Origin of the sequence: Pseudoxanthomonas winnipegensis (assembly GCF_030322905.1) — a bacterium.
Taxonomy (GTDB): Bacteria; Pseudomonadota; Gammaproteobacteria; order Xanthomonadales; family Xanthomonadaceae; genus Pseudoxanthomonas_A; species Pseudoxanthomonas_A winnipegensis.
The window spans coordinates 4,219,409-4,232,570 of record NZ_CP095475.1 but is presented as its reverse complement, the minus strand read 5'-3'; the positions used below and the strand labels follow the sequence as shown (position 1 = coordinate 4,232,570).

The window sequence follows — 13,162 nt, the reverse complement described above, 5'->3', positions numbered from 1 at the left end:
TTTTGCTTCCTTTTGACAAGACAAAAGGAAGTCGCGCCGCAGGCGCGAAAGCTTTGCACTTGGCGCGCCGCAGGCGCGTTGCCTTAGCCCTACCAGAGCTGGCGCAGGTTCGCTGGCCAAACTTGTATTTAATTTGCAAGCAAAACTTGACCGCCATGCAGGCGCTTCTTAAAAGCAAAGCTAAAGCAAAGCTTTCGCACGGCTTCGCCGCGCGAGCTACTTTTGTCTTGTCAAAAGTAGCCAAAACCGCTTCTCGCCGGGACGCGAGCCGCCGCTACGCGGCGGTCCCCTGCGCTTCTCGGAAGACGGGGCACGGCGCCCAAACTCGCTTCGCTCAAACAGGGCGACTCTTCGGCCCCGTCTTCCTGCGATGCTCGGCTCGCTTTACGGCTCAGACAGGTAAAAGCAGAAGCTCTTGAGCAACAGCAACAGCAACAGCAACAGCAACAGCAACAGCAGAAGCTCTAGAGCAACAGCAACAGCAATAGCAACAGTAACGGCAATGGCAACGGCAACGGCGCTAGGCGCTAGCTGCGATCTCGACCACCTCCTCCATCTGCTCCGCCGCCACCATCAGATACGGCGCCAACCGCAAACACCCCTGCCGCCGCGAACAGATCACCCCCCGCCGCGCGAACGCCCCCGCCACCGCGTCAAACCGCTCGGCCGGCACCCGCAACCCCGCGATATGCGGCGCATGCCCCAGCGTCTTCCACGCAGACAGCCCACGCGCATCCAGCGCCGCATCCAGCGCGGCGGTGACCTCGCCCAGCGCCGCGGCGATGCGGACCGGCTGCCAGGCTTGCAGCTGGGCCAGGCCGCCGTGGGTCAGGAGCAGGCGCAGCGGATCGGCGATGCCACCGGCGTCGAAGCGGCGTGCGCCCGGCAGGTAGGGCGGCGGCGTGTCGAGCGGGAACACCCAGTCCGCGCCCGCATCGCGCGCGACCCAGTGCTGCTCCAGCGGCACGCCTTCGTCGCGCCAGCGCGGGCTGGCCCACAGCCAGGCCAGGCCCATCGTGCCCAGCAGCCACTTGTAGCCCACCGCCACCACGAAGTCCGGCCGCCAGCGCGCCAGCTGCAGCGGCAGCACGCCCAGGCTCTGGCTGAGGTCCAGCACCAGGGCCGCGCCGCGCGCGTGCACGGCGTCGGCGATGGCGTCGAGATCGAGCAGGCGGCCGTCGTGCCAGTAGCAAAGGGGCAGGGTGGCGATGGCCAGCTGGGGCGCGTGGTCGATGGTGCGCAGCACCGCCTCGGTGAGCGTCTCGTCCGCGCGCGGCGCGGCGCCGACCACGTGCGCGCCGGCCTGCGCGCAGCGCTGCTGCCAGGCGAGCAGGTTGGACGGGAACTGGCCATCCAGCACCAGCACCGCCTGACCGCGCCGCAGCGGCAGGTTGGCGGCGGCGGTGGCCAGGCCGTGCGCGGCCGAGGGCACCATCGCCAGGCCCTCGACATCGCCGTCGAACAGCACCTGCGCGGCCAGCGCGCGCGCGTCCTCGATGCGCCGCATCCAGTCGGCGTGCGGCAGCCACCACGGCGCGGCCTCGGCCTCCAGCATCGCGTGCGCGCCGTCCAGCACATGGCGCAGCCGTGCGCCCTTGGAGGCCGCGTCCAGGTAGATGGCGTCGGTCGGCGTGGCGAACGCACGCTGGCGCTGCGGCCACGGGACAGGGGCGGGGAACGTCGGCGTATCGCGCATGTGTGCAGCCTAGCTGCACAGGACGCAGGTGGGCATAACAGGGCGTTCACCGCCGCCCCCTAGCATGGGCCCATGCATGCCCTCCCACCCCGCCAGGCGCATCGCGACCGCGACGCGCGGTCGCAGACGCTGCTGTCCGCGTTCCAGACCATGCGCGCCCTGACCGCCCGGCTGTCCGCGCCGCTCAGCGCCGAGGACGCGATGGTGCAGAGCATGGACGACGCCAGCCCGGCCAAGTGGCATCTGGCGCATACGACCTGGTTCTTCGAGCGCTTCGTGCTGGGCGCCGACGCGGGCTATCGCGCCTTCGACCCGGCCTGGGACTACCTGTTCAACAGCTACTACAACAGCGTCGGGCCGATGCATGCGCGTCCGCGCCGCGGGATGCTGTCGCGGCCGACGCTGGCCCAGGTGCGCGCCTATCGCGCGGCGGTCGAGGAGGCGCTGTGCGCGCGGCTGCAGGCGCGCGCACTGGACGATCAGGCGCTGGACATCGTGCAGCTCGGCATCCAGCACGAACAGCAGCACCAGGAGCTGCTGCTGACCGACATCCGCCACGCGCTGTGGAGCAACCCGCTGCAGCCGGCCTATCGCGAGGATCTGCCCGCGCCGCGCGCCGCAGGCGCGCCGCTGCGCTGGTGCGCGCGCGAGGAACAGATCGCCCAGATCGGCGCGGCGCCCTGGCCGCAGGCGCAGGACTTCGCCTACGACAACGAATCGCCGCGCCATCGCACGCTGGTGGCCGCGCACGCCCTGGCCAGCCGGCCGGTGAGCAATGCCGAGTTCGCCGCCTTCGTCGACGGCGGTGGCTATCGCACGCCGGCGCACTGGCTCAGCGACGGCTGGGCGACGGTGCGCGGCCGCGACTGGCAGCGCCCGCTGTACTGGCACGAGGACGGCGCGCGCGAGTTCACCCTGGGCGGCTGGCGTGAGCGCGACCCCGATGCGCCGGTCAGCGGCCTGAGCCTGTTCGAGGCCGACGCCTTCGCGCGCTGGGTCGGCGCGCGCCTGCCGACCGAGGCCGAGTGGGAACTGGCCGCCACCGGCGTGCCGGCCGACGGCCATTTCGTCGAGGACGGCCTGCTGCACCCGCGCTCGCAGCCCGGCACCGACACCGGCCTGTCGCAGCTGTTCGGCGATGTGTGGGAATGGACCAGCAGCGCCTACCTGCCGTATCCCGGCTTCGCGCCCTGGCCCGGCTCGCTGGGCGAATACAACGGCAAGTTCATGAATGCCCAGTGGGTGTTGCGCGGCGGCAGCTGCGCCACCTCGCGCACGCATATCCGCGCCAGTTACCGCAACTTCTTCCCCTCCAACGCGCGCTGGCAGTACGCCGGCATGCGCCTTGCCAAGGACCTGCCTTGAACGCTGCCGCCTGCGCCATGACCCGCGCCCGTGACGCGCTGACCGACCTGCGCCCCAAGCCCGACGACATCACCGCCGATGCGCTGGAGGGCCTGTCGCGCGATCCCAAGACGCTGCCGTCCAAGTACTTCTACGATGCGGAGGGCTCGCGCCTGTTTGAGGCGATCACGCATCTGCCCGAGTACTACCTGACCCGCACCGAGCTGGCCCTGCTGGAGCAGCGCCTGCCCTCCATCGCCCAGGCCATCGGCCCGGGCGCGCACGTGGTCGAGTACGGCAGCGGCAGCGGCCGCAAGACCGAGCTGCTGCTCGAACACCTGCACGCCCCGGTGGCCTACACGCCGGTGGAGATTTCGCGCACGGCGGTGGTGCAGGCCACCGCGCGCCTGTCCGAGCACTTCCCCGCGATCGAGATGCTGCCGGTGTGCGCGGACTTCACCCGGCCGCTGGACCTGCCGCAGAGCGCGCGGCCGGCGCAGCGCACGGTGATGTTCTTCCCCGGCTCGACCCTGGGCAACTTCACCGACGAGGCCGCGCAGGCCTTGCTGGACGGGATGCGCCAGACGATGGGGCCGGGCGGCTGCGCCTTGGTCGGCATCGACCTGGACAAGGATCCGGCGCTGATCGAGGCCGCCTACAACGATGCCGCCGGGATCACGGCGGCCTTCACCCTCAACCTGCTGGCGCGGCTCAACCGCGAGATCGGCAGCGATTTCGACCTGGATGCGTTCGCCCATCGCGCCATCTACGTGCGCGAGCGGCTGCGCATCGAGACCTTCCTGGTCAGCCAGCGGGCGCAGACCGTGCACGTGGGCGGGCAACAGTTCGACTTCGCGCAAGGCGAGGCCATGCAGGTCGAATACAGCCACAAGTACACCGATGCGCGCTTCGCCCAGCTGGCCGCGCGCGCGGGGCTGAAGGTGACCCACGGCTGGAACGACGCCCGCGACTGGTTCGGCCTGCGCCTGCTGCAGCCGCTGTGACCGCGCCCGACGCACCGGCGTGCGTCGAGGCGACCATCCTGCGGCTGCTGGCCGAGCGCGAGGCGCAGGCCTCGATCTGCCCGTCCGAAGTGGCGCGCGCCCTGGGCGATGACGAGGCCGCCTGGCGCGCGCTGATGCCGGCGGTGCGCGAGGCCGCCGCGCACTTGGCGCAGGCGCAGCGGATCGAGGTCACCCAGCGGCATCGCCGCGTGCGGATCGAGGACGCCAATGGCCCCGTGCGCCTGCGCCGCGGCGAACGCTTCGACGCACCCTAGCCGCGTCTCGCGCGACGTGCGCCTGCTGGCCGATCGTGAAGCCAAGGCCTCGATCTGCTTCTGCCCCCTCCCCTTCGCGAAGCGAAGGGGAGGGCTGGGGAGGGGTTAGCTGTTGCCGTTGCTCGTGCCTGTGCCAACAGCAACAGCACCCCTCCCAACCTCCACCCGCGCTGCGCGCAACGGGGAGGGGCAGGGGCGCTACTTGCGCAGGAACAGCCGGTACACCGGGTTGTCGGTCTCTTCCACGCAGGGATAGCCCAGCGTGTCCAGGAAGCGGGCGAAGGCGGCGTTATCCTTGGCCGGCACCTGCAGGCCGACCAGGGTGCGCGCGTAGTCGGCCCCCTGGTTGCGGTAGTGGAACAGGCTGATGTTCCAGCTCGGCTTGAGCAGGGTCAGGAACTTGAGCAGCGCGCCGGGCCGCTCGGGGAACACGAAGCGCAGCAGGCGCTCGTCCTGGGCCAGCGTCGAGTGCCCGCCCACCATGTGCCGCACGTGTTCCTTGGCCAGCTCGTCGAAGGTCAGGTCCAGCGTGGCGAAGCCGTGGCGCTGGAAGTTGGCCGCGATCTTCGACGACTCGCCCTTGCCGTGCGTGGTCAGGCCGACGAACACGTGCGCCTGCGCAGCGTCGCTGATGCGGTAGTTGAATTCGGTGACGTTGCGCGGCCCGCCGGGCAGCTGGTCGACCAGTTCGCAGAAGCGCAGGAAGCTGCCGCGCTCCTCCGGGATGGTGACCGCGAACAGCGCCTCGCGCTCCTCGCCGACCTCGGCGCGCTCGGCGACGAAGCGCAGGCGGTCGAAGTTCATGTTGGCCCCGCACAGGATCGCCGCGTAGGTGGCGCCCTTGGTCTTGTGCGTGGCGACGTATTGCTTGATCGCCGCCACCGCCATCGCGCCGGAGGGCTCGACGATGCCGCGCGTGTCGACGAAGACGTCCTTGATCGCCGCGCAGACCGCGTCGGTGTCGACCACGACGAACGCGTCCACCAGGCCGCGGGCAATGCGGAAGGTCTCCCGGCCGACCTGCTTGACCGCCGTGCCGTCGGCGAACAGGCCGACCTCGGTCAGCGCCACGCGCTTGCGCGCCTTGACCGAGCGGACCATCGCATCGGAGTCGGCCATCTGCACGCCGATCACCTTGATCTCCGGGCGCAGGGCCTTGATGTAGTTGGCCACGCCCGAGATCAGCCCGCCGCCGCCGACCGCCACGAACACCGCATCCAGCGGACCGGGATGCTGGCGCAGCAGCTCCATGGCGATGGTGCCCTGGCCGGCGATCACGTCCGGGTCGTCGAAGGGATGGACGAAGGTCAGGCCCTGCTGCTGTTCCAGCGTCACCGCATGGGTGTAGGCGTCCGAGTAGCTGTCGCCATGCAGCACCACCTCGCCGCCCAGCGCCTTGACCGCGTCGATCTTCAGGCGCGGCGTGGTCACCGGCATCACGATCACCGCGCGCGTGCCCAGCCGGTGCGCGCCCAGCGCCACACCCTGGGCATGGTTGCCGGCCGAGGCGCAGATCACCCCGCGCTGCAGCTGTTCGGGACTCAGATGCGCCATCTTGTTGTAGGCGCCGCGCAGCTTGAAGCTGAAGACCGGCTGCTGATCCTCGCGCTTGAGCAGCACCTTGTTGTGCAGCCGCTGGCTGAGAATGCGCGCCGGCTCCAGCGGTGTCTCGACGGCCACGTCGTAGACGCGCGCGGTGAGGATTTTCCTGAGGTAATCGGCAGGCTTGAGCGGTGCGGTCATAGGGCCGCCATGCTACAGCGCGCGTTAGGTTTGCTGGGGCTTGGTTGCGGTTGGAAGCATCGCGCCGCTGCCTCTTCTGCTTCCGTGGGAGCCGCCATGGCGGCGATGGGGCCTTACCCGGAAAGCCTCATCGCCGCCATGGCGGCCCGCGCCTGTAGAGCGGAGCTCGCTCCGCTGGGGCCTTCCCCACGAACCGACGAAGGGCAGCGGAGCAAGCTCCGCTCTACAAGGGATTTGGGGAGGCCGTGGCTTCCACGGGAGTAGAAGACCCTCAGGCCGCCTGCACGATCGGGATGGCCTTCGGATTGCGCCACTGGGCCAGCAGCTGCGCCTCCTGCGCACGGGCCGCGTGCAGGTGGCGCTCCTTGATGTGGCCATAGCCGCGGATCTGCTCGGGCAGGCTGGCGATGCGCACGGCCAGCGGCAGGCGCTCGGCGTCGAGCGTGTCCAGCAGGCCGGCCACGGTGCGGCAGTAGTCCTCGATCAGCTGGCGCTCGGTGCGCCGCTCGGCGCTACGGCCGAACACGTCGAACACGCCGCCGCGCAGGAACTTCAGCCTGGCCAGCACGCCGAACGCGCGCAGCATCCACGGACCGTAGGCGCGCTTGACCAGCTCGCCCTTGGCGTCGCGCTTGGCCAGCAGCGGCGGGGCCAGGTGGAACTGCAGGGTGTAGTCGCCTTCGAACTGCTGTTCGAGCTGGCGCTGGAATTCCCCGCTGGTATACAGCCGCGCGACCTCGTACTCGTCCTTGTAGGCCATCAGCTTGAACAGATAGCGCGCCACCGCCTCGGTCAGCGCCGTCGAGCCGGGCGCCCGGGCGCTCTCGGCCTCGCGCACCCGGGCGACGAAGTCGGTGTAGCGCGCCGCGTAGGCGGCGTCCTGATAGTCGATGAGGAAGGCGCTGCGGCGCGCGATGGCCTCGTCCAGGGTGCGCGACAGGCGCGCGTCGTCCAGCGGCAGCAGCACCACACCGTCGGCCGTGGCCGCGGCGCTGTCGGGCAGGCCGCGCACGCTGCGCGCGTTGTCGGGATTGCGCGGCGCGCTGGTGGCGCCCCATTCGGTGCCCTCCCAGTCGCCCGGCGGCAGCACACGCAGGTTGCGCGGCACGTGCTCCTCGCGGGTCTCGGTGTTGCGCACCAGGCCGGCGGCCTGCTGCACGGCGGGCAGATCGACCGCGGCCAGGCGGCCCCAGGCGAAAGCGCTCTTGTTCATCTCGATGGCCGCGCCGTTGAGCTCGATGGCGCGCATCAGCGCCTCGAACGCGATCGGCACCAGCCCCTGCTGCCAGGCATAGCCCAGCATGAAGAGATTGGTGGCGATGGCATCGCCCAGCAGCGCGGTGGCCAGCTGGGTGGCATCGAGCAGCAGCGGGTCGCGGCCGCCCAGGGCGACGTTGACCCCGGCGATGATCTCGGCCGCGGGGAACTGCATGTCCGGGTGCGTGGTGAAGGTGCCGGGCATGGCCTCGTAGGTGTTGAGCACCACCTGCGCGCGCTCGCCGCGCACCTTGGACAGCACCCAGTAGTCGTTGACCACCACCATGTCGCAGCCCAGCACCAGGTCGGCCTCGCCGGCGGCGATGCGCACGGCGTGCAGGTCCTGCGGCGCGCGCGCCAGGCGCACGTGGGTGGTGACCGCGCCGCCCTTCTGCGCCAGCCCGGTCTGGTCGAGCACGCTGGCGCCCTTGCCCTCCAGGTGCCCGGCCATGCCCAGCAGCGCGCCGATGGTCACCACGCCGGTGCCGCCGACGCCGGTGATCAGGATGTTCCAGGGCTCGCCCAGGTCGGACTTGAACGCCGGCGCCGGCAGCGCCTCGAGCAGCGCGGAGGCCTCGCTGCGCTGGCCCTTGCGCGGCCGGCCGCCGTGCACGGTGACGAAGCTGGGGCAGAAGCCCGACACGCAGGAATAGTCCTTGTTGCAGTTGGACTGGTCGATGGCGCGCTTGCGGCCGAACTCGGTTTCCTTGGGCAACACCGACACGCAGAAGCTCTTCTGCCCGCAGTCGCCGCAGCCCTCGCAGACCAGCGAGTTGATCATCACCCGCTTGGGCGGATCGACGAGCTTGCCGCGCTTGCGGCGGCGGCGCTTCTCGGTGGCGCAGGTCTGCTCATAGATCAGCACCGACACGCCGCGCACCTGGCGCAGGCGATCCTGCACGCTGTCCAGCTCGGCGCGGTCGTGGAATTCGGTGTCGGGCGGGAACAGGTCGCGCCGCCGCGACCACTTGGCGATCTCGTCGGACACCAGCACGAGGGTCTGCACACCCTCGGCGCGCATCTGCGCGGCGATGTCCGGCACGCTCAGCGGACCATCGACGGGCTGGCCGCCGGTCATGGCGACCGCGTCGTTGTAGAGGATCTTGTAGGTGATGTTGACGCCGGTGGCGATCGACTGGCGGATGGCCAGCGAGCCGCTGTGGAAATAGGTGCCGTCGCCCAGGTTCTGGAAGACATGCTCGGTCGCGGTGAACGGCGCCTGCCCCGACCAGGTCACGCCCTCGCCGCCCATGTGGGTGAAGGTGTCGGTGCTGCGGTCCATCCAGGTGACCATGTAGTGGCAGCCGATGCCGCCCATCGCGCGCGCGCCCTCGGGCACGACGGTGGAGGTGTTGTGCGGGCAGCCGCTGCAGTAGTGCGGCACGCGCGGGAAGCTGGCGCGCGGCAGGGCCATCTCGGCCTCCTTGGCCTCCATCCAGCGCAGCCGCTGCTCGATCGATTCGGTCCTGGCGAAGCGCAGGATGCGCGCGCCGATCACGCCGGCGATGGTGGCCGGGGTCAGCTCGCCGGTGGAGGGCAGGATCCAGGCGCCGGCCTCATCGTACTTGCCCACGATGCTGGGCCGCGCGCCGGCGCTGGCCGGCCAGTTGTAGAACAGCTCCTTCATCTGCCGCTCGATGAAGGCCTTCTTCTCCTCCACCACGACGATGTCCTCCAGCCCGCGCGCGAAGGCGGTGATGCCCACCGGCTCCAGCGGCCAGCTCATGCCGACCTTGTAGACGCGGATGCCGATGTCGCGGCAGGCCGCCTCGTCCAAGCCCAGGTACTCCAGCGCCTGCAGCACGTCCAAGTAGCTCTTGCCGGTGGTGACGATGCCCAGCCGCGCGCGCGGCGAATCCACCACCACCCGGTCGATCTGGTTGGCGCGGGCGAAGGCCTGCGCGGCGGCCACCGCGTAGCGATGCAGGCGCATCTCCTGGTCCAGCGGCGGATCGGGCCAGCGGATGCTCAGGCCGCCGGCCGGCATGGTGAAGTCCTCCGGCAGCACGATCCGCCGCGCGAACGGATCCACGTCCACCGAGGCCGAGGACTCCACGGTCTCGGCGATGGTCTTGAAGCCGATCCAGCGCCCGGTGTAGCGGCTCATCGCCCAGCCGACCAGGCCGAGGTCGAGGATGTCCTGCACGCCGGCCGGGTTGAGCACCGGCATCATCGCGCTGACGAATTCCTCCTCGCTGCCGTGCGGCAGGGTCGAGCTGCGGCAGGCGTGGTCGTCGGCGGCCAGCGCCAGCACGCCGCCCAGCGGCGAGGTGCCCGCCGCGTTGGCGTGCTTGAACACATCGCCACTGCGGTCCACGCCCGGGCCCTTGCCGTACCACATGCCGTACACGCCCGCGACGGTGGCGCCCGGGAACAGCGTGGTCTGCTGCGTGCCCCACAGCATGGTGGCGGCCAGGTCCTCGTTGAGGCCGGGCTGGAACTTCACCTTGGCCGCGTCCAGGTGCCGGCGCGCGCGCCACAGCTCCAGGTCGAAGCCGCCCAGCGGGCTGCCGCGATAGCCGCTGACGAAGCCGGCGGTGTTCAGGCCGGCGGCATCGTCGCGCAGGCGCTGCATCAGCGGCAGCCGCACCAGCGCCTGCACGCCGGACAGGTAGATGCGCCCGTCGGTGCGCGTGTACTTGTGCTCCAGCGTGTAGTCGGCATCCAGCGTGGCCAGCGCCGGCGTGTCGGCGGACGAGGGCGAGGTGAGTTCTGCGGTGCTGGTCATGGGCTGGCCCGGTGGAAAGCGGCGTGGCGTGCGCGTGGCGATGGGCCTGGCGCGGCGGCAGTCTACAACCGCCTCGGTGCCGGCCTCATTTGGCGTTGCGGCAGGCGCGTTGCGACAATGCGCCCGATCCACGCTCCCGCGCCTGTCCGCGCAAGGAAACGCATGGCCTTCGATGCCTTCGCCCTGATCCTGGCCATGCTGGCCCTGGGGCTGCTGTTCGCGCGGCTGCGCCTGTTCCCGGAAGGGGCGGCGCATGTGCTCAATCTGGTGGTGCTCTACGTCTGCCTGCCGGCGGCGGTGCTGACCTTCGTGCCGCGCCTGCACCTGGATCCTTCGCTGCTTGGCCTGATGCTGACGCCGTGGATCCTGATGGGCGCGGTGTACGGGCTGGTCGCCATCGCCGGCCGCGCCTTGAAGCTGGCGCGCAGCGAACAGGCCGCGCTGCTGATCTGCGTGGGCTTCTCCAACTCCAGCTTCATCGGCTATCCGATGGTGCGGGCGCTGCTGGGCGACCATGCGCTGCCCTATGCGGTGGTGTACGACCAGTTCGGCACCTTCCTGATGCTGTCCACGCTCGGCATCGTGATCCTGGCGCGCTACTCGGGCGAGACGCCGCCGGGGGCCAGGCAGCTCGTCCTGCGGGTGGTGAAGTTTCCGCCGCTGTGGGCGCTGGTGTTCGCCGTCACGCTGATGCCCGCCGCGCCGCCGGCCTGGATCGCCAGCGGCCTGCAGCGCCTGGCCGATGCGATGCTGCCGCTGGTGATGCTCTCGGTCGGCCTGTCGATCCAGCTGCGGCTGCCGCGCCATGAACTCAAGCCGCTGGCCGTGGGCCTGGCGCTACGCCTGCTGGTGATACCGGCGCTGGCCATTCCACTGTCCTACGCCTTCGGTCTGCGTGGCCAGCTGTTCCAGGTCAACGTGCTCGAGTCGGCCATGCCGACCATGATCACCGCCGCGGCGCTGGCCATCTCGCACAACCTGGCCCCGCGCCTGTGCGCGGCGCTGACCGGTTACTCCATCGTGCTGTCGCTGGCCACGCTGCCTGTGCTGGCCTGGCTGTTGCCGCACCTGGCGCCTTGAGACGTGTCATCCTCAAGGTCGGGTTTTCAGGGACGAACCGACATGCGCCGCTTTGCTTTCGCCGCCGTTCTGCTGCTGGCCTTTCAGGTGCTCCCGGTCCGTGCGCAGGCGCAGGCCGCGGCCGACCAGACCGCTTTCGAGCAGCGCTTCAAGGCCTGGCAGGCGCGGTACGACCAGGCCCTGCAGCTGCACCTGCGCGGCGTGGCCTCCAGCGGCCAGGCGCGCGATCTCTACGCCGCCGCCGTGCTGTGGCCACGCGACGACGCCGACGCACGGCAAGGCACGGGCAAGCCGCCTGCCGCCGGGATCGACGAGCCCGGTGCCTGGATGCAGGCCGCGCTCGACGCGCGGCCGCGCGATGCGCTGGTCGCACGCTTCGAGGCGATGGGATGCCCCGGGGCCAACGTGCAATGCGACGCGGCCGGCGCGCTGGCGTTCCTGCAGCGCGAGGAAGGCGACAACCTGTTCGTGCAGCTGCTCACCTTCATCGAGGCCCAGCAGCGCGGCGATGCCAAGGCAGCGGCCAGGGCCTGGCGCGCGGCCACGCAGGCGACGCGCTACGACGCTATGGAGATCGAGTTTGGGGGTCTGTTGGCCGACGCGGTCTCCGGCCTGCCCGTGCCGCCGATGGATGCATCGCTGCGCCAGGCGCTCGCGGCGCAGAACGGTCTACCCGATGGCCCTCAGCTGGCGGACTGGCCCAGGTTCAACGTGCTGACCATGCTGGCGACGCGGCCGATCCCCAGTCTGGGCGTGGTCACCCGCTACTGCGATGAAACGCACACCCACGACGACCGCGAACGCTGGGAAGACTGCAAATCGGTGTTCGCGCTGATGGCGCGGGATGGCAGCGACCTGATCAGCCGCATGCTCGGCACCGCCCTGATGACGCGCCTGACGGCGGACACCCCGCAGGAACTGCGCTGGCGCGAGGAGCGGCGACAGCTGCAATGGCTCCTGGCCGAATCGTCCCGCCTCCGGTCATCGTCGACGGGCGAGGTCCCGATGGATACCTATCTCGACTGGGAGCTGCGCGACGGCGAGATCATCGCCTTGCAGCGCCTGCTGGAAGCCAACCACCGGCCGCTCACTCCGCCCGCGGGCTGGACCTCGACCAGGGCGACAGCGGCGGGGGCGCAGTAGCGCCCTCCACACCGCCGTTCTTCAGGCGGCCGCCATCTCCTGAGGTTGCGCCTGCGTCGGGACGGCGGGTGTGCGCTGGGACATGCACTGGCGGATCGCCGCCGTGACCCGCTCGAACACTGAGGCCGGGATGGCCAGCATCACCAGTTCGGCACCCAGTTGGGTGGCGGCGTCGCCGCGCTGCCCCTGGTGCCAGGCGGTGAGGTCGAGCAGGGCGGCCATGTTCAGGCGCTGCTCGGCCCCGGAGGGATCGCGCAGCTCGGGCGCGGCGTGCTCGCACACCAGCGCGACCACCGTGTCGCGGAAATCGCCGTCGCGGGCGAACAGGTCGGCGAAGCAATGCAGGTCGACCACGCGCGCGAAGCGGGCCACGGCCGCGTCGGTGGCGCGTTCGACCACGGTGAACGCCTCCAGGCCCTGGCGATGCGCCGCGCGCTGGCGCACCCAGGCATAGCGCGAGCGGCCCAGCCGATAGCGCACCCAGCGCAGTGGCGCCAGCGCGTCCAGCGCGCGGTACAGCAGGCTCTTGCGCTGCCACGGCGCGCGCGGAACCAGACTGAAGGGCGGGAAGCCGGACAGCAGCTTGCGCGCGACGGGGATGGGCAGGCGCACGGCGACTTCCTGCGCCAGCACCTGCACTTCGATGTGGCTGGCGCGCGCGGTGGCGGGCACCTGGCGCGCCAGATCGAGCACGGCGACGCGGCCGTCGGCCTGCTGATGCCGCGCGATCAGCTCGGCGGCCACCTGCGAGGGCGTGGCCTCCTCGCAGGTCTGGGGGTGGGGAAGGGAGTGTTCCATGGACTACGGGGCCGTTCCGTCGGGATCCGTCAGACCCCTGAGCCTACGGCAGCGCGGCCCTTGCGACAAGCGACAAGTATTTGAAATTACAGGG

9 protein-coding genes are annotated in these 13,162 nt (G+C 70.5%); 5 read left to right on the top strand and 4 right to left on the bottom strand.

The features are described from left to right. Window positions 1-520: 520 nt before the first annotated feature. Window positions 521-1,696, bottom strand: coding sequence for an aminotransferase class V-fold PLP-dependent enzyme (locus MWN52_RS18635; protein ID WP_286575834.1), 1,176 nt, complete (start codon window positions 1,694-1,696; stop codon window positions 521-523). A gap of 72 nt (window positions 1,697-1,768) precedes the next feature. Here MWN52_RS18635 and egtB point away from each other — a divergent pair, with 72 nt between their 5' ends. From egtB to MWN52_RS18620, 3 genes are read left to right on the top strand one after another with little or no spacing between them, the layout of a single operon-like run. After that, window positions 1,769-3,061, top strand: a complete 1,293-nt coding sequence (gene egtB, locus MWN52_RS18630) for an ergothioneine biosynthesis protein EgtB (RefSeq protein WP_345783500.1) — start codon at window positions 1,769-1,771, stop codon at window positions 3,059-3,061. Beyond that, a complete protein-coding gene (egtD, locus tag MWN52_RS18625) occupies window positions 3,058-4,044 on the top strand; it encodes an L-histidine N(alpha)-methyltransferase (RefSeq protein WP_286575833.1) in 987 nt (328 codons plus the stop codon). The genes egtB and egtD overlap by 4 nt, the downstream gene beginning before the upstream one ends. Next, window positions 4,041-4,319 (top strand): DUF3253 domain-containing protein, encoded by a 279-nt coding sequence (locus tag MWN52_RS18620; RefSeq protein ID WP_286575832.1) that lies wholly within the window; start codon window positions 4,041-4,043, stop codon window positions 4,317-4,319. Before egtD ends, MWN52_RS18620 begins: the two co-directional genes overlap by 4 nt. A gap of 198 nt (window positions 4,320-4,517) precedes the next feature. On the opposite strand, the gene ilvA is transcribed toward MWN52_RS18620, so the two are convergent. Further along, entirely contained in the window at window positions 4,518-6,062 is a 1,545-nt protein-coding gene (gene ilvA, locus MWN52_RS18615) for a threonine ammonia-lyase, biosynthetic (RefSeq protein ID WP_130524608.1), read from the bottom strand. Window positions 6,063-6,333: 271 nt separating this feature from the next. After that, entirely contained in the window at window positions 6,334-10,047 is a 3,714-nt protein-coding gene (locus MWN52_RS18610) for an indolepyruvate ferredoxin oxidoreductase family protein (protein WP_286575831.1), read from the bottom strand. Window positions 10,048-10,209: 162 nt separating this feature from the next. Between MWN52_RS18610 and MWN52_RS18605 the strand changes: the two genes are divergently transcribed. After that, on the top strand, window positions 10,210-11,127 hold the full coding sequence (locus MWN52_RS18605; protein ID WP_286575830.1) for an AEC family transporter: 918 nt from the start codon (window positions 10,210-10,212) through the stop codon (window positions 11,125-11,127). 42 nt (window positions 11,128-11,169) lie between these two features. Then, window positions 11,170-12,270: a hypothetical protein gene (locus tag MWN52_RS18600; protein ID WP_286575829.1), complete on the top strand. Its 1,101-nt coding sequence runs from the start codon at window positions 11,170-11,172 to the stop codon at window positions 12,268-12,270. A gap of 21 nt (window positions 12,271-12,291) precedes the next feature. On the opposite strand, the gene MWN52_RS18595 is transcribed toward MWN52_RS18600, so the two are convergent. Continuing rightward, window positions 12,292-13,068, bottom strand: a complete 777-nt coding sequence (locus tag MWN52_RS18595; RefSeq protein WP_286575828.1) for a hypothetical protein — start codon at window positions 13,066-13,068, stop codon at window positions 12,292-12,294. Window positions 13,069-13,162: the final 94 nt, after the last annotated feature.